The organism is Dictyobacter vulcani, from assembly GCF_008974265.1.
GTDB classification, from domain to species: Bacteria; Chloroflexota; Ktedonobacteria; order Ktedonobacterales; family Ktedonobacteraceae; genus Dictyobacter; species Dictyobacter vulcani.
In genome coordinates this window covers 685,684-703,237 of sequence record NZ_BKZW01000001.1, presented here as the reverse complement: position 1 = coordinate 703,237, position 17,554 = coordinate 685,684, and the positions used below count along the sequence as shown (strand labels likewise).

The following is a 17,554-nucleotide window of genomic DNA, read 5'->3' as shown; positions in this document are numbered from 1 at the left end:
TGAGAAGACCGGTTTGCCACTCTGTGATTTAAGTAAATAGGCAAATTACCTGGTTTCATTCTTGACAAGCTACTTACGTGTTGTTAAGATCATGGTATGAATATGACGCAGTCAAGCCATGTATCTGGCATCACCGCCACATTACGCATGGCACATTATTACCTTCAGCCGACCCGTCTCGGCCATGTCTTTGCCGTATAAGCAGCCTGGCGCTGAAATGCTTGTGCGGCGGAAAGTAGCGCTGACCTGAAAGCATGTTTTATGATAGACATGCTCTGTTTAGCGTGGAACTACTCTCCTCCTTCAGGAATCTCTCTTCTCCTTCAGATTCAATCGCGTTATATGTTCGCACACTTGTTATGATTGAACAAGCTTTTAAGAGATCTATGCGCCACTCTTCTCTGTTCGGTATTCGTGCCAGGCTCTCCATACAATTTTTTCTCGCCATGCCGTGTTTTTTGTGAAAGGAGCCTGGGATCTCTTATGAGCGATTCAATGTTAGAACCTTCTGTTACGCTGGTGCAAAAAACAGCCCCTAAGCGGCGCTGGTTGATTGCTTTTTTTAGCTACAATAGCATTACGCGTCTGGTCTTTACCAGCGCGATCTGGGTGATCTATCTGGCTGCGCATGGATACTCGCCATTAATGATTGGGTTGCTGGAAATGACCTTCCATCTGGCGAAATTCATCACCGAAGTTCCGAGCGGCATTTTTGCTGACTTGTTGGGCCGCCGCAAGAGCCTGATAGTATATTGTCTTTTAGGTGCGCTTGAGACATTGTTCCTGTTGGTACCAGTTCTTCCTTTGCTGTTTATCAGCTTCATACTGTCTGGCATCTCTTATGCATTTCTGGGAGGCGCCAATGAGGCTGTCCTCTGGACCCTGACCGAATATTCGGCGCCTGGTGATACTCAACAACAAAGCGTACGTTATAGTAAGCTATTTAGTCTGATGCTCATGTTGAGTATTGTCAGTGAGATTATTGGTACCACGCTGGGTGGTTATCTTGGTAATATCATGCAGACGTTGCCTTTTATCTGTCATGCGCTGGCATGTTTGCTGGCGATTATTCCATTGTTGCTCTTACCCAAAACCGTTACTGAACCCCGGCGTGAGCCGCATGAGCGACCGCATCCAATCTTGCATTTTCGGAAGGGATTAGAGGCCGTCTGGCATTCTCCCCGCTTGCTGGGACTGATCCTGATCTCAGGGCTCATGGAGAGTTGTGGTACGACAATCTACTTTTTTGTGCAATTGCAATTTCAAGAGCTTGGCTTTGCTCTGAGTAGTATTGGCATTATTATGTCTGTCAGTAGTCTGAGTCAGTTTGGTTTGACCGCGCTGGCTCCTTATCTGATGAGACGTTTCTCCACGCGCAGCTTGATTTTTGCCTGTGTGCTCTTTCAAGCAGGAGGATTGCTTTTGATGATCATTCCAAATGCAATGGTCAGCCTTGTTGGTTTCCTGACGTTTTTTCAAGCGGCGACTGCGATTCTTTATCCTACTGTCAGTACACAAATCAATGAAAGAAGTCCAGAGGCGCAGCGAGCGATGGTGCTCTCATTTGAGACAGGGATGTTTAGTCTGGCTATGATTATCCTTTTTCCGCTGTTCGGGCTGGGGCTTACTACCTCAGCATATAGTACCGTCTATAGCTGGACAGTGCTCGCACTGGTCATTGGGAGTCTGGGAACATACCTGCTCGTGCGTTTGCGTGCAGCTCAACTGAGACAATCTTTATCACGCTTACAACAGTAGGCTGAGTGTTTCATCAAGGTCTTCATTCTCCTTTTGCCAGAGCGGGAGTGAGGGCCCTCTCTTCCTCAGATCGAGCTTAATAGCTAGCAGCATAGCAGCGATTGACGCGCCAGACAAGTTCAAATTATATTTTTCGTTTTTACTATCCCACCGGAATGAAAAGAAAGATTTTATAAAGATATGTCGCCGTCCCTATTTTGCTAGAAATATATATGTATATTTAATGTGTTGAGGGCATATGGTAATGTTATACTCTATTTTAATGATGAAACATTGCAAGAGAATTGTTTCACCGTTTCTACACATACGTTAAATTATGTAATCTCAATTGTCTGATGCAGGGAATGTGCATGCGGGGTTTATCCACAATCCGTTTTTCGCGCTAGTTTGATCTCTTCGCTCGGGGTGTGATGCTATCTGAATAGCATGATTAAAGAGAGGTGGGTAGTGATTAAGATGAGAGAATACAAGCTTGAACTAGAATACCTTTTGCCTTTATTAGCTGAGATGCGTCAACAGGGAGTTCTTTCAACGCTCTTCATACATGGCATTAATGGTCTGACGGTGCCTTGTATGGCACAGATTGGTTTGCGTGATGGGCAGGCGATGCGTTGCCGTATTGTCACTGAAGATGGAAAGATTTGTGCCTCAGGTAATAAGGCTCTGCGTTTGCTGTATGGATTGGGACCGCGCAACTGGCACTTAGATGTTCAGCCATCGGCACCCCTACGCATTTCACCCCCCTCGGAATCAGTAAGGTACTCTTCGGATACTGGTCCTATAAAGTACTCTTCTAATACTGGTTCTATAAGTCTGGCAACTCAGTTTTCTTTGCGCATTCCTCGTCGCTCTTTGTATGCCAGTGCGGATACCCTGAAGAGTTTGTCGCGATCCCAGAAGCGCATTTTTTTGCTGGTTGATGGTATGAGAAATATTGGGAAGATTGCTGTATTAATGTCCATGCGGGATGAAAAAGAGGCTGAGAAAGTGGTAATGGAACTAGAGGCTCTGGGTTTTATCACATTCTAATATGCGATAGGATTGATGTGTAATCCATAATTAAGGACATGTTGGATTGCCTGAAGATATATCGCTATTGTAATCGGTAATATGCCAGTTACCCCAGAAATCTTTACCCAATGTAATATGCAAATGATAGGAATGGGCAAGCTGAGGGCGTGATATGGTATAGTTGTGCACCTGTGTATTATTAGGCGTAGATCCCGTTGTTTCTGTATATGTGGTGATCCCCCATAGCAGTGATCTTCGTTCTGAGCCTGCTTGATAAAATTATCATGGCTGTTGACGGCAGGACTGAGATCATTATAAGCCTGTTCATAATTACGGGCATGCACTGCACTCATAAAATCATGCGCCATCGCAGTTGCCTGTGATGATGGATTGCGATTGATGAGATAAGTATAACCAGCAAAGGCACTGACACAGAGTAGTACAGGGATTATAAGTGCCAGCATTACCAATCTTCCGGCGCATCCAGTGGCTTTTTTGACCACGGGACGGGTATGAGTAACCAGCGTTTTAGCACGCTGCTTGGTTGATTGCAAATCAAGCGCATTGCGGGACGTAATGTGCGTTGATGCTGGCCCTGAAGCTTCCTGGGTAGCTGTAGTTGCTGTGGTGGCTGTCTGGTATGGATTTGTAATTTTGGGTGCCGGCTCCGTCTCTGGAAGAGGTTCCAGCCTTTCCAGTGGCTTGTTTTGTACAGCTTGTTCCAGCGCCAGTGCGAAATCCTGTACACTGGCAAAGCGTTGATGAGGATCTTTAGCCAGTGCTTTTTGCAACACTACTGATACGGCATGGGGTATGTGGAGTGCCTGTTCATCCAGCGCAGGTGGCTGGGCGCTAAGATGCTGTGTGATCACTTCCATCCGAGAACCAATGAAAGGCCTGTTTCCACTTAACCATTCATAGACTACGACCGCGAGGGAATACTGGTCACTGGCAGGTCGGGCTTTGCCTTGTAGTTGTTCGGGTGCCATATAGGCAATGGTGCCAGTCACAGCATCTTCTGTTTGCTGATCATGCGACGTTTGCTCAACTAACGCAATACCAAAATCGCTAAGCTTTACTTCTTCGTTCTGGGTCAGCAATAAATTTTGTGGCTTAACATCACGATGAATCAATTTTTGTTCATGCGCATATTGTAAGGCAGAGGCCACCTGTTTCAGATAAGGCATAAATACCGCTGGCGGCAACTGTGTTCCTTTTGGAAACTTTTGGCGCAGAGTACCGCCAGAAGCATATTCCATCACCAGAAAAGGCGTAGCCTTCTCAACCCCAAAATCCAGCACACGAATAATATTAGGATGTACCAGGTGGGCAATTAAAAGCGCCTCATTCCGAAAACTCTCTATCTCTTCCTGCTCAATATGCGTATGTAAAATTTTGATAGCTGCCTGTGTTTTCAGATAGATATGTTCACCTAGATAGACATCCGCAAATCCACCGTGTCCCAGTTGTTGTAGAATATGGTAATTCCCAAGTTGCATCTCTGTATACTCCATCATATCTATGGTACGGTTTACGACCCGCATGCAGATACATATGTATTTAGTTATTTTGAGGCCTTTTAGAGATTTTGACATATGGACAAGCAAACAGTGATGTAGTATATACTACACCTGGCGATACTATCCTGATGGACAAGTGCTTTTTTCCCAAATGATTGCTGGCACAACCAATCTTTTGATGGACCTAAAATCTTCTTCTTATTTGTATGAGTGCAACGTGTCAGGTATACTATGATATTCTTATAGCCAAAGGGAGTGATAAGTGACTGATAGACTGCCATCTGCTTCGTCAGATGAACCGTCTGGTGTGGAAACGCAATTGCGCCGCCTCTGGTTGGTGCGTCATGGCGTGACAACCTGGAACAGTGAGCGGCGTTTTTGTGGCCAGAGCGATCCTGTCTTGTCATCTGAAGGAGAAAAACAGGCTCAGGCGGTTGGTCTTGAGTTGAGTCAGCGTGTGATTGCAGCCGTCTATACCAGTAACTTACAGCGAGCGGTTCAGACCGCTGCAATAATTGGGAAATATCAACAAACAGCACCATCAATGCGCTTATCAGGTGCGTGGAGCGAGTTGTTTTTTGGTGCCTGGGAAGGATTAACCTATACCGAGATAGCTACACGCTATCCTGACCAACTCGATTTCTTCACCAATCCTATGCAGGCCTCGCCAGTAGATGGTGAATCTTTGCTGGTTTTGATTGAGCGTGTCCGCACTGCATTTATTCAGATGGTTCGGGATGCAGTATCTTTTCCGGCAGGCGATATTGTGCTGGTGAGCCATGGTGGGGCATTGCGGGTGCTCATTTGCCTTGTGCTGGGAATGCCTTTTGAGCGCCAATGGCAAGTGAAACTGGATCATTGTTCGTTGAGCGCGATAGATTTTGTTGTGGGATGCGAGGATGTATTTTCTACAACATCTCTGACACTATTGAATCAGCCAGTAGGAATGTCTTCTGCCTGCACTTATGATATGAAAAAGAATGAGGAAGGAGCAGCGCAAGATGCCTGAAATACCCCCATTTTTGGATGCGCGTACACCCCCTGAACCTGATCGAACTGGTTGGATCCTGGATCAATATAAAGAATTAGTAGCAGCGATACGTTTCCTTTCAACTATACCAATTCCTGGTAGTGCCCAGCTTTTTCGTACTGACACGGGTGATGCCCGGCTCTTTTTAGGGAGTGCCTATTTTCCACTGGTTGGTTTGCTACTGTCCGCATTGTTGTATGCATGTGTGTGGATATTTGGTTCGCTGGTCTCACCCCTGGTACTGGCAGCACTTCTGGTGGTGCTACTGGTATTGTTGACCGGGGGATTGCATCTGGATGGTTTGATGGATAGTTGTGATGGCTTGTTTGGTGGTCGCAGTCCTGAACGTAAATTAGAGATCATGCGTGATAGCCGGGTTGGCAGCTTTGGTGTGCTTGGTGGCATCTGTATTTTATTACTCAAATTTGCATTACTGGCCAGCTTGAACCTGCAACTTATTCCTCTGGCGCTGCTGACCATACTACCGATCTCGCGCTGGACTATGGTGCAGGCGATGTATGCCTTTCCTTCGGCGCGGGCAACGGGTCTGGGGGCAGCGTTTCGGCAAACGGTCACGCGTGATCGGCTGATTTGTGCTGCTGTGCTCACACTAATTATTGCCTGGTTTGCCAGCCATCTGGTTGGTTTAATTCTCTGGTTTTGTGCTACGCTCATTTCCTGGTTGATTGGACGCTGGATCACCAGTGCGTTGGGTGGATTGACTGGTGATAGCTATGGGACACTGGCGGAAGTAATGGAGGTGGTGTTACTTTTGCTCTTTACTCTGCTTCGTTTCTGGTTTTAAACATAAAGGAGTGCATATTGAATGGATACTCTTAATCCCGTGGAACGTCCACGGTTAGTGCTGGTACTTGGTGGTGCTCGTAGTGGAAAAAGCACATTTGCTGAGCGGTTGGCTGTACAGTCCGGTCGACAGGTGGCTTATATTGCCACGGCTACTGCGAGTGATGAAGATATGCGCGATCGTATTGCCCGGCATCAGGCTGCTCGTTCTGCTACATGGCAAACGATTGAGGAGCCGCTACACCTGGCAGCCGCGGTTGAGCGAGCGGCAAAACTAGCTGATGTACTGATTCTGGATTGCATGACGGTCTGGCTCTCAAACTGGTTATTTTCACAGGATCAGAGTGAGCACATGGAAGATGATACGATAAGTGCGCAGCATTATGCCGGGGCACTCCATGAGATTGATGCTTTGCTGGGAGCCGTAGCAGCCCTGGAAGCGGGAAAAACATTGGTCGTGGTCACCAATGAAGTTGGATTAGGAATCGTGCCCGCGTATGCTCTTGGACGTGTCTACCGCGATATCCTGGGTCTGATTAATCAACGTATCGCTGCCGTCTCCTCGCGTGTCTATTTGATGGTAGCTGGACTGGGTGTGGATATCAAGCGCTTGCACGAACATGCAGAGCTGTAATCTATTATGTATGATTACTGTTAGAGATTGTGTATGTGGATATCACCTCTTGCTTGTTTATTGACAGCAATAGATAAAGCTGGGTATACTACTGTTTGGAAATAACTTTACTTTTTATTTCGTCAGGTGGTTGAGATTTCATGTCTCAACAGAATAGGGAAGTCGGTGAAAATCCGACGCAGTCGCGCTACTGTAACTGGTGTAATGCTTATCTCTCCAATGCCACTGTTCTAAAAAAGATGAATGGGAAGGCCTGATACGCAATTGCCAGAAGCCAGGAGACCTGCCTGATGAGTTGTGCTCATGATCCTTCGCGTAAAAGGAGCGGGTACCAAGGCATGCTTGTGTTCTGATCCCTATGTGTCTTGGACTGGCCACTATTTTTCGCGAGGTGACTGCGGGCGTTATCTAGAAGGATACGATTGTATGCGCACCCATGTCATCTCATCTCGTTTACTGTATGTGTTTATGCTGGGACTTATGATAAGCCTGGCTGCCTGTGGACAGGGGAACAATCCTCAAGCCACAAATAGTACACCCAATACCTCTGCAGTAACACCAACACCAGCATTGGATGTCTATGGCACCCCGATTACTATTCCCAAATCTGCTCCTCAACGTATTGTCTCGCTGGCCCCCAGTATTAGTGAGATTCTAGCTGCTTTAAATCTGCAAAGCCATGTAGTAGGAGTGGATGCCTTTACGAATTATCCAGCCTCAATGGCCTCGATTAAGAAGGTATCAAGCAGCACTGGCTTCAACGTTGAGAGCATTGTTGCACTGAAGCCCGATCTGGTCCTGAGTTCTGGTGGCTTATCCAATAAATATGATACACAATTAACCCGTCTTGGTTTGCAAGTTATAGATCTGCCTGCACCTGATTTCGCCCAGACGTTAGATCAGATTACGCTAGTTGGCCGTTTAACACATACAGAGACTGTAGCACAGCCACTGGTAAAGCAGTTGCAGCAGCAGATTACACAGATTCATAATACGATCAAAGGCACTGCTGCGACGAAAGCTTTGTTGGAAGTTGATAATAGTACGCCGGGCAAGCCGTATGTTTTTGGGGGAGGCTCTTTTGGGGATGAGATGGCTCAGTATGCCAATATCACTAATATTTTTCATGGCAATAAAACGAATGGCGGTTATCCTCAAGTGAATGATGAGGCTGTGATCGCTGCCAATCCCCAATACGTTATTCTTACTGAAGATCTTTTGTATGGTGGACAGCCATTGGCGGCGTATAAGCGGGCAAACTGGGGAAATATTGCTGCGATAAAATCTCACCATGTCTACCATATCAATTCTGATATCATGCAGCGACCGGGCCCACGCATTGTACAGGGATTGCGTTGTCTGGCCCAGATTGTCCATCCCGATAAATTTTCTGAGAAGCTGCCGGACTATTGTGCGGCTAGCGCGTAGTTTTTTATAGTTTGTGATGGAGTAAAATTATGGAAGAGCAAATTTCGCAAGAGGATCACAGTGAGTCAACTGAAGTCGAAGAACTGACCGAAGAAGGGCGTGCTCGTCTGCGTAAAGAGCAAGCCGAGATGCGTGCACAGCGCAAACCTGCTAAAGGCCTGGTCATTATCAATACAGGTAATGGCAAAGGCAAAACTACCGCTGCCCTGGGGGTCCTGTTCCGTGCCTGGGGACATAATCAACGGGTAGTAATGTTACAATTCCTGAAATCGCAGACAGGCAAATGGGGCGAGATTCGGGCCGCCCAGAAACTAGGGATAGAGATTATCCCGCTGGGAGACGGCTTTACCTGGAATAGTGAAAACCTTGAGCATGACAAGGCGTTAGCACGTCAATGCTGGCAACTTTGCCGCGAGAAAATTGAGAGCAACCAGTACGATATTGTCATTATGGATGAGATGACATATGCCATTAACTATGGCTGGCTGGATGTCAATGAGGTGCTAGCAACCTTACAGGCGCGCAATCCTAAAATGCACGTAATTATCACCGGCCGTGATGCTCCCCAGGCATTGGTGGATTATGCCGATCTGGTCACAGAGATGAATGAAATCAAACATCCTTATCATGAGGGTATTCTGGCTCAAAAGGGTGTAGATTTTTAAATCGCTTGTGCATACATTTTTCTTATAGTGGTAGTGAAATTGAAAAGGTAGAGTCTATATGTTTGAGCTACAAGATCTTATTGCTCGGATTACACCACTTGATGTGGCCAGTATAGAACTGGCTCGTGCTCGTCAGCTTCAACTGACCAAGCCGGCTGGAAGCCTGGGACGCCTGGAGGATATTGCTGTACAGCTTGCAGGTGTGACACGCAATGCCATGCCTGAGATCCAAAGGCGGGCGGTTGTGGTGATGGCGGCCGACCATGGGGTGACGGCTGAAGGTGTAAGTGCTTTTCCAAAAGATGTCACACCTCAGATGGTGCTGAATTTTCTGACTGGTGGTGCGGCTATCAATGTCCTTGCTCGTCAGGCTGATGCGGCCGTGACGGTGGTGGATATTGGTGTGGATGCCGATCTGCAGCATCCACAACTGCTTTCCCGCAAGGTGCGCTCTGGAACGGCAAATATGGCGCAAGAAGCTGCCATGAGTCGGCAAGAGGCGTTGCAGGCTATTGGGATTGGCGTTGAAGTACTGGAACGTCTGGCTTCTGAAGGACTGGATCTGGTGGCAACTGGTGAAATGGGGATCGGCAATACTACTGCTGCCAGTGCTATTACTGCCTGTTTATTGAATGTACCTGCAAAGGATGTTACTGGTCGTGGAACAGGTATTGATGACCAGCAACTGGCTAATAAAGTACGGATTATCGAACGAGCCATTGCCCAGAATAATCCAGATATCGACCAGCCTCTGGATGTACTGGCAAAAGTCGGTGGACTGGAGATTGCTGGACTGGTGGGCGTGATCCTGGCTGCCGCCGCCAGACGCATACCAGTGGTCCTGGACGGCTTTATTTCGAGCGCTGCCGGGCTGGTTGCCTATGCACTCTGTCCAACCGTCAAAGATTATCTTCTGGCTGGCCATCTCTCAGTGGAACTGGGTCATCGCTTAATCCTTGAAAAGTTGGGCCTGGAGCCGCTGCTTAACCTGCATCTACGTCTGGGTGAAGGAACCGGTGCTGTCCTGGCGATGCACATCATCGAAGGAGCGTTACGTACTCACCGCGAAATGTCCACTTTTGCTGAAGCTGGCGTCAGTGACAAAGCATAATGTTTTCTACTAAATACGTAATCTAAATCAAAGAGGGGTAGGGTTGTTAACCATCCTTACCCCTCTTTTGAGATTTTGAGCGTACAAGTATCCACCTGCTAAGCATTCTTTGATTGTTACCTGTCAAGTGGAACTAAAAAGGAGCAATAACGTGAATTTTTCAAAGGCTCGTATTGCTGTATTGGAAGCCCGGATGAGTAGTGAGATGGCGGATCTTATTCGCCGCAATGGGGGACAAGCCTGGAGCGTACCTGCTGTACGCGAAGCTGTATTGAACTCATCTGGTCTGGTTGCGAATTTTATTGATCATTTAGTGGCTGGCAATATTTCTACCCTGATATTTTTTACTGGAGTTGGCGTGAAGGCTTTACTGCAGGAGGCTGATCAACTCGGACGACGAGATGAGCTTGTTGAGATGCTACGAAAAGTAACAGTTATTTGTCGTGGCCCCAAACCCTCTGCTGTCCTAAGAAAAGAAGGCATACCTATTGCTGCCAGTGCCCAGGAACCTTATACGAGTACTGAGCTGTTAGCATGTCTGGTTCCTATGAATGTAACCGAGCAACTTGTAGGAGTAGTGCACTATGGTGAGCGCAATGCACTGGTTGCGCAAGCATTGCATGAGCGTGGGGCTCGCTTAGAAGAGCTTTGTTTATATGAGTGGCAGTTACCAGATGATACCGACGCGTTACGCACTCTGGTACAGGAGTTGATCGCAGGCCGTGTCGATGCGATAGTTTTTACCAGTCAGATCCAGGTCCGGCATCTTTTTGTTATTGCCGCTGAAACAGGACAGAGCCAGGAAATAACAGGGGCTTTAAATACAAAAACTATTGTTGCCTCAATCGGTCCCACGTGTACCGGTGTCCTCAATGCGTATGGTGTTACCCCTCATGTCATTGCTGACCATCCGAAAATGGGATATTTAATCAAAGCTCTGGCAGAGCATATGAATGGATGATGCCTGCAAGTCTGTTCTCGTTTGAAGATAGGATTGTTATTAAGCAGGCATGTAGCCCACTCCAGGAACACGCGAAGTCAGTAAGTGTTCCTGGAGTGGGCTATATTCATTGCTAGTGCAGGCCAGCCAGTTGCCAGATTTTTGTCAGACTATCATGAGTGGCACGGACACGCTCGGCAGGGGGAAGGGCGCGGTGCTTGGCGTTGAATGGTTCAACTACAACCGGACCATCATAGCCGATGCGCTCTAAGGCTTGCAGAAAGCCAGTGATCTCGATGACGCCACTGGCACCGGGAAGCAGGCGCTCACCATCTAACTGTTCATCGACATGACGCTCTGCAGGGGCATCATTAACATGCACATAGACCACCTGTTCGTTGGTGAGTTGTTGGATCTGCTCAACACTCCCATGCGAGGTATACCAGTGATAACTATCCAACAATAGACCTGTATTGCCGGTACCTATTTGTTGGCCCAGTTCAAGGGCACCAGCGATGGTGGAAATAAATTCGTAGCGATGACCATTGCGCATCGTTTTGGGACCAACAAACTCAAGTCCAAAGCGTTGGCCATGATCGGCTAAGATCTGTGCGATTGGGCGCAGGCGATGGGCATGAAAATCCATATTGCTAGCAAAGTCGCGCTCATCCGAGAAGGGAAGTATCCAGGTTGAGCAACGGTTCGCTCCCAATGCCTGTGCCAGTCTGGCATAAGCTGGCAGTTCGGCCAGTCCCGCTTGATAGGATTGCTCATCCTTCCGAAAATCTACTGGCAGTCCCCAGCCTCCTGGATGCAGGTTGGCTTGCTGGAAACGACCCTTGATTTCTTGTACAGACGTTTGTTGTACACGTGTCAATAACTGCTTTATAGGAAGATCTAAACCTTCAAAGCCACTGGCTTGCGCTAGTTGAAGAGCCTCTTCAAAAGGGACAGAGAAGCCAATTGCATTCGTATCTAAGCTTGTAAACATCTATACATTCTCCTTTGAAAGCGTGGTTTGTTTGATATATAGCCATATAATTGAAGTACTCTATCTATGGTAGCAGAGTGTTGCTGAAGCTGCAATGGCGAAAATAGCAGCAAATAGCGTCATGGTTTTATGTTTTTTATCCATATAAATTGACAAAAAATGTCAAAAGATTTATCATTGAAAGACAATATGCTGCCGTGCGTCGCTAAAAATACGCATGCTTATTATAGCTATAGCGTGCTCATTTTCAGCAAGATAAAAGGGAGCTAGAAGGAGGTTTTGCCATGAAGCGGCGTTCTCGAACGTCGAAGTCGATGAGCGATGATGAGCATCGACAATTACCAAAGTATTCTATTGGCGTGGTCTCACAGCTAGTTGGTATACCTCCGCAAACACTGCGTCGTTATGAAGAGGCCGGCTTACTTGATCCTGCTCGTCAGGATGGCAAAAATCGCCTCTACTCAGATGAGAATCTTGCCATCCTGCAAGAGATTGCGGAACTGGCCGATCAAGGTGTCAATGCGATTGGTATTCGGCATATTCTGCAAATGCGCCAACAAGTTATTCATCTGGAACAGGAAGTGAACGAGGTGCGGACACGCCTGTTACATATCCAACATACTGAATATGTGCTTGATGTCTCGAACGAGGATCAAGAACAATCATAGACAGGTTTGATTGCACGCTACTCCAGATACTTCGTTAAGCAGGGTCCATCGCATATGGACCCTGCTTTTGTCTATTCTCACATTTCACTTATGCGTTTATAGAGGCTTCAATTGTTAGAGATTTGTTAGAATGATGGATAATTTACTGTAAATAACTTGACAATTTTTGTAAGATAAACCATAATATATTCGTAAGGTGATTAGAGAGAGCAAGCAAAAAGAATATCCTGCTCTTTCGAGACATATCCAGGTTCGGGTTCATAGAATTATGTGTGATAGATAAAAGAGAAGGAGGCTGTTATATGTCAATGATGATGCGCCACGATCCATTCCGAGAAGTTGTAAGCTTGCGTAATGCGATGGATCAGTTGTTTGAACGCAGTTTTGTTCGTTCAGGTTTGGGACAGTCTTCGCAGACCGGGTTCGCGGTAATGGATGCTTACGAAGACGAACAAGGTTATCATATACGTGCCTTCATGCCAGGTGTCAAACCTAAGGATATTGAATTGACTGTACAGGACAACACCATTTATCTCAAGGGTGTCTTGCATCCCTGGCACGCTGATCATGAGAAGGTCAACTGGTTGGTGCAGGAGAGCAGTACCGGTAAATTTGAGCGCAGCATTACATTTGCCAGAGCGATTCATGCCAATGGTATTGAAACCACTTATGAGCATGGTATTCTGACCATCTTTGCGCCGGTTGCTGCTGAGAGCCGTCCACGCAAAATTAGCATTTCCAATGGCACCCAACCCAAACAAGAGGTCGTGACATCTGGCACACAGGCCTAGTTCTCCTGCTTGCTTCGCTTACTTGCAGGCCAGCATCACATATATGCTGGCCTGCAAGTACAAAGATTGTTGCTATAGGGTTAAAAAAAGAGTAATTCTATTAATTCACAGCCAATCTGGCTGTTTTATATACATATCTGGATGCCTTTTTTCATACACATGATGAAGAGATATGTTTGCAGGGGGAGTGGATGGTAAGCGTTAGGGTTTAGCCTGCTGGTAATCGTAGAAATTATCCAACCGCAAAAAGTTGAGCACCTCATCTAAGAGGAGAAGATAGATATGGCAAAAGTTATTGGTATTGACCTGGGCACAACCAACTCGGTTGTTGCTATTATTGAAGCTGGCGATCCTACTGTTCTGGAAAATAGTGAGGGCGCTCGTTTGACTCCTTCGATTGTTGCTCTTACTAAGGGTGGTGAGCGTCTGGTGGGACAAGTCGCCAAACGTCAGGCTGTTACCAATCCAGAAAACACCATTTTTTCCGTGAAACGTCTGATGGGCCGTCGCTACGACGATGCCGAAGTTCAGCGTACAATTAAGAGCGTGCCTTATAAAGTTACTCGTGCTGCTAATGGCGATGCGCGTGTCTCAATGGCGGGGCGTGAATACAGTCCACCTGAAATATCCGCTATGATTCTGCAAAAGCTGAAAGCAGATGCCGAGGCACGGCTGGGCGAGCCGGTTACGCAGGCAGTCATCACTGTTCCTGCTTACTTTAATGATACTCAGCGGCAGGCTACCAAAGATGCGGGCCGGATCGCGGGTCTGGAAGTCCTGCGTATTATCAATGAACCGACAGCAGCCTCGCTGGCTTATGGCCTTGATAAAAAAAGCGATCAGACCATTGCGGTCTATGACCTGGGTGGTGGTACCTTCGATATCTCAATCCTGCAGCTGGGTGAGGGTGTGTTTGAAGTAAAATCCACGAATGGTGATACCCACCTGGGTGGTGATGACTTTGATCAGCTTATTATGGATTGGATTGCGGATGAGTTCCGGCGTGAGCAAGGAATTGATTTGCGCAATGATCTTATGGCGTTGCAACGCTTAAAAGAAGCGGCTGAAAGAGCCAAAGTTGAGCTCTCTTCCGCCATGGAGACTGAAATCAATCTGCCCTTTATTACTGCAGATGCGAGCGGTCCCAAACATCTGATCATGAATCTGACGCGGGCCAAATTGGAGCAATTGGTAGGAAAACTGATCGAGCGCACCAGAGGTCCAGTTTTAAAAGCACTTGAAGATGCCGAACTGCGTCCGAGCGATGTTGATGAAGTGGTGCTGGTTGGTGGTCAGACACGTATGCCAGCCGTCGTGGACATGGTCCGTAAGCTTTTTGGCAAAGAGCCACATAGAGGTGTCAATCCTGATGAAGTCGTGGCTATCGGCGCTGCGATCCAGGCTGGTGTGTTGCAGGGTGATGTCAAAGATGTATTGTTGCTGGATGTCACGCCGTTGTCGCTGGGTGTGGAGACGCTCGGCGGGGTGATGACGCGTTTGATTGAGCGCAACACGACCATTCCTGTGCGCAAGAGTGAGGTCTTCAGTACTGCGGAAGACAGTCAACCTGCCGTCGAAATTCATGTCTTACAAGGTGAGCGCGAACTGGCACGTGATAATAAGAGTCTGGGTCATTTCAAGCTTGAGGGTATTGCACCAGCACCAAGAGGTGTCCCTCAGGTCGAGGTGATTTTTGATATCGATGCCAATGGAATTTTGAATGTCACCGCACGGGATAAAGCTACTGGTCGTGAACAGCGTATTACGATTACCGCTTCCGGTGGACTCTCCAGCGCTGAGGTTGAGCGCATGGTGCGCGAGGCTGAAGCGCATGTGCAGGAGGATCGTCAGCACAAAGAAGAGATCGAACTGCGTAATCGCGCCGATAGTACAGCTTATCAGGCTGAACGTACGCTCAAGGATACCGAAGGTAAAATTTCGTCTGGCCTGCGTTCAACCGTTGAGAGCAGGATTCAGGCTGTGCGGGATGCTATTCGCGCTAATGATACTATACGGATGAAATCAGTGACTGAGGAACTGGAACAGACGCTGCAACACGTTGGTCAGGAAATCTATGATAACCAGAATGCGGCGGCGGCTGGCGCAACTTCAGGAACTGGCACTGGAAGCTCTGGTACTGGTGGTGATGCCGGGCCCATTGAGGGTGAATACCGAGAGGTGTAAATAAAAGCGTTTTATAGGAAAGCTGGCATTATAAAATGGAAGGCACAATAGCAGTGCCTTCCATTTTGTGTGCTGACTATGCTTGCGCGGTCGCCAGATTCTGTTCTGTCAGGGTACCATATTTACCCATATTTCTGAATTTCTGGTAACGCTGCTCCAACAGTTCTTCTACCGACAATTTTCCTATCTCAGCCAGTTGACGCTTGAGGGCATCTTTTAATGTGATTGCCATCTGATTGTAGTTGCGATGAGCGCCTCCCAGTGGTTCAGGCAAGATCTCATCGATCAGACCGAGCGGAAGCAACTCGCGAGCGCTGATGCGCATAGCTGTTGCAGCATGCGAGGCATGTGCCGAATCTCGCCACATAATCGAAGCCGCTGCCTCAGGAGCCGCCACCATATAGATGCTATGTTCAAACATCAACACGCGGTCTGCGACACCAATTGCCAGAGCACCACCACTACCACCTTCGCCAATGATCGTTGAAATTATTGGAACCTTGAGTCGGGGCATCAAATAGAGCGTTGCGGCAATTGCCTCAGCCTGTCCGCGCTCCTCATCCACCAGACCCGGGGATGCGCCAGATGCATCAATCAAGGTGACAATTGGCATATTAAATTTTTCAGCCTGCTTCATTAAACGGTGAGCTTTGCGATATCCTTCAGGATGTGGCATACCGAGATTACGGAATTGCTTTTCCTTCATATCGCGGCCTTTTTGATGGCAGACAAGCATAACCGTCTGGCCATCAATGGTGGCAGGACCAGCCATAATCGCATGGTCATCCCCGAAAGAACGGTCGCCATGTAGCTCAAAAAAATCATTGCACATGAGCCGAATATAGTCCGCAGCGTAAGGTCGGTCCTTGTGGCGTGCCACTGACACAGTTTGCCATGTCGTGAGGTTTTTATAAATCTCCTCGGTCTTGTGGCGCAGATCGCGTTCAGCCTCTTGTAACTGTACCAGTTCCTCTGCTTTCAGCCGATCACCTTTGCGTTGCAGTGTAGAGATTTTTTTTTCTAGCTCAGCCAGCGGTTTCTCAAATTCAAGATCGTAAGCCATCGCATTCCCTTTTCTACTATGGTGCTGTCTTGCTGTGCTTGATGGTAACAAAAAGTGCTACACTCAAACGGAGTTTATGCATACAGGCGCAAAATGCGTCCCAGGGTTGATCTTAAATCACGTCGATGTACGACGGCATCGATCATACCATGTTGCAAGCCGAACTCGGAGTTGACTGTGCCTTCTGGTAGTTTGATATGCATAAACTGTTCGATAACACGGGGTCCTGTAAAACACACAAGCGCACCGGGTTCGGCCAGCGTAATGTCACCGAGCATCGCGAAGCTTGCGGATACACCGCCAGTCGTTGGATCAGTGAGCAAGCTGATATAGGGAAGTTTTTTCTCACCTAATTTTGCCAGGGCCGCTGATGTTTTCGCCATCTGCATCAGTGAGAAGAGACCTTCTTGCATACGGGCACCGCCCGAAGTTGAGGCGATCAGTACAGGAATATTGCGCTCAATACCCAGCTCGATTGCTCGTGTAATCTTCTCACCAACCGCAGAACCCATACTACCACCCATAAAGTGGAAGTCCATCACCGCCATCGCCAGAGGTTTGCTCTCAACAGTGGAGTGACCAATGACAACCGCCTCATTCATCCCCGTCTTCTTGCGTTCCGCAGCCAGTTTCTCTCCATAATTGCGCTGATCTGCATGTGCTGGTGGGAAAGTCGTAAACTGAAGAGGATCAACAGAAATAATATCCGCATCCAGTTCATGAAAACTGCCCGGATCAGCCAGCAATTCAATGCGCTCATAAGCCGTAAGCCTGAAGTGATGGTTACACCGTGAACACACCTTCAGGTTTTTTTCCCAATCTCGGCTATAGAGAATCTCTTTACATTTGGGACATTTGACAGCTATATTGCCCACTGAGGGCAGACCAGGCTTCTCCTCATTCGAGGAGGAAGTCTGCCTGGTAAGTGGGACAGCCGCTTCTTTTGCCATAAGGAA

At 47.6% G+C, this 17,554-nt stretch carries 16 protein-coding genes and 1 riboswitch; of the genes, 12 read left to right on the top strand and 4 right to left on the bottom strand.

Annotated features, from left to right (window positions below; all coding sequences use genetic code 11):
- Window positions 1-483 precede the first annotated feature (483 nt).
- Window positions 484-1,758, top strand: coding sequence for an MFS transporter (locus KDW_RS02915; RefSeq protein WP_151754575.1), 1,275 nt, complete (start codon window positions 484-486; stop codon window positions 1,756-1,758).
- A gap of 456 nt (window positions 1,759-2,214) precedes the next feature.
- Complete coding sequence (locus tag KDW_RS02910) at window positions 2,215-2,787, top strand: hypothetical protein (protein ID WP_151754574.1); 573 nt, start codon at window positions 2,215-2,217, stop codon at window positions 2,785-2,787.
- Here the strand turns inward: KDW_RS02910 and KDW_RS02905 are convergent.
- Entirely contained in the window at window positions 2,784-4,268 is a 1,485-nt protein-coding gene (locus KDW_RS02905) for a serine/threonine protein kinase (protein ID WP_162004901.1), read from the bottom strand. The genes KDW_RS02910 and KDW_RS02905 overlap by 4 nt on opposite strands.
- A 283-nt stretch (window positions 4,269-4,551) precedes the next feature.
- Between KDW_RS02905 and KDW_RS02900 the strand changes: the two genes are divergently transcribed.
- From KDW_RS02900 to KDW_RS02870, 7 genes are all read left to right on the top strand, one after another.
- On the top strand, window positions 4,552-5,298 hold the full coding sequence (locus KDW_RS02900) for a histidine phosphatase family protein (RefSeq protein ID WP_151754572.1): 747 nt from the start codon (window positions 4,552-4,554) through the stop codon (window positions 5,296-5,298).
- Window positions 5,291-6,124 (top strand): adenosylcobinamide-GDP ribazoletransferase, encoded by an 834-nt coding sequence (gene cobS, locus KDW_RS02895; protein WP_162004900.1) that lies wholly within the window; start codon window positions 5,291-5,293, stop codon window positions 6,122-6,124. Before KDW_RS02900 ends, cobS begins: the two co-directional genes overlap by 8 nt.
- A gap of 21 nt (window positions 6,125-6,145) precedes the next feature.
- The gene (gene cobU, locus KDW_RS02890; protein WP_151754570.1) at window positions 6,146-6,757 is read left to right on the top strand and encodes a bifunctional adenosylcobinamide kinase/adenosylcobinamide-phosphate guanylyltransferase; all 612 of its coding nucleotides are present in this window, start codon (window positions 6,146-6,148) and stop codon (window positions 6,755-6,757) included.
- Window positions 6,758-6,864: 107 nt separating this feature from the next.
- Window positions 6,865-7,062: riboswitch (cobalamin riboswitch) on the top strand.
- Between the two features lie 121 nt (window positions 7,063-7,183).
- The gene (locus tag KDW_RS02885; protein WP_162004899.1) at window positions 7,184-8,185 is read left to right on the top strand and encodes an ABC transporter substrate-binding protein; all 1,002 of its coding nucleotides are present in this window, start codon (window positions 7,184-7,186) and stop codon (window positions 8,183-8,185) included.
- Window positions 8,186-8,214: 29 nt separating this feature from the next.
- Complete coding sequence (gene cobO, locus KDW_RS02880; protein ID WP_151754568.1) at window positions 8,215-8,850, top strand: cob(I)yrinic acid a,c-diamide adenosyltransferase; 636 nt, start codon at window positions 8,215-8,217, stop codon at window positions 8,848-8,850.
- Window positions 8,851-8,908: 58 nt separating this feature from the next.
- Entirely contained in the window at window positions 8,909-9,961 is a 1,053-nt protein-coding gene (gene cobT, locus KDW_RS02875) for a nicotinate-nucleotide--dimethylbenzimidazole phosphoribosyltransferase (protein ID WP_151754567.1), read from the top strand.
- A 151-nt stretch (window positions 9,962-10,112) separates the two neighbouring features.
- Window positions 10,113-10,922 (top strand): uroporphyrinogen-III synthase, encoded by an 810-nt coding sequence (locus tag KDW_RS02870; protein WP_151754566.1) that lies wholly within the window; start codon window positions 10,113-10,115, stop codon window positions 10,920-10,922.
- 112 nt (window positions 10,923-11,034) lie between these two features.
- Here KDW_RS02870 and KDW_RS02865 read toward each other — a convergent pair whose 3' ends face one another.
- A complete protein-coding gene (locus tag KDW_RS02865; protein ID WP_151754565.1) occupies window positions 11,035-11,892 on the bottom strand; it encodes a sugar phosphate isomerase/epimerase family protein in 858 nt (285 codons plus the stop codon).
- 284 nt (window positions 11,893-12,176) lie between these two features.
- On the opposite strand from KDW_RS02865, the gene KDW_RS02860 reads away from it, so the two are divergent.
- The 3 genes from KDW_RS02860 to dnaK all read left to right on the top strand — a co-directional run bounded on the left by KDW_RS02860 (window position 12,177) and on the right by dnaK (window position 15,535).
- Window positions 12,177-12,560, top strand: coding sequence for a MerR family transcriptional regulator (locus KDW_RS02860; protein WP_198925179.1), 384 nt, complete (start codon window positions 12,177-12,179; stop codon window positions 12,558-12,560).
- 302 nt (window positions 12,561-12,862) lie between these two features.
- Window positions 12,863-13,351 (top strand): Hsp20/alpha crystallin family protein, encoded by a 489-nt coding sequence (locus KDW_RS02855; RefSeq protein WP_151754564.1) that lies wholly within the window; start codon window positions 12,863-12,865, stop codon window positions 13,349-13,351.
- 282 nt (window positions 13,352-13,633) lie between these two features.
- The gene (gene dnaK / locus KDW_RS02850; RefSeq protein WP_151754563.1) at window positions 13,634-15,535 is read left to right on the top strand and encodes a molecular chaperone DnaK; all 1,902 of its coding nucleotides are present in this window, start codon (window positions 13,634-13,636) and stop codon (window positions 15,533-15,535) included.
- Between the two features lie 76 nt (window positions 15,536-15,611).
- Here the strand turns inward: dnaK and KDW_RS02845 are convergent, their stop codons facing one another.
- Both KDW_RS02845 and accD read right to left on the bottom strand, forming a co-directional pair.
- On the bottom strand, window positions 15,612-16,598 hold the full coding sequence (locus KDW_RS02845; protein ID WP_151754562.1) for an acetyl-CoA carboxylase carboxyltransferase subunit alpha: 987 nt from the start codon (window positions 16,596-16,598) through the stop codon (window positions 15,612-15,614).
- A 74-nt stretch (window positions 16,599-16,672) separates the two neighbouring features.
- Window positions 16,673-17,548 (bottom strand): acetyl-CoA carboxylase, carboxyltransferase subunit beta, encoded by an 876-nt coding sequence (accD, locus tag KDW_RS02840; RefSeq protein ID WP_151754561.1) that lies wholly within the window; start codon window positions 17,546-17,548, stop codon window positions 16,673-16,675.
- Window positions 17,549-17,554 lie beyond the last annotated feature (6 nt).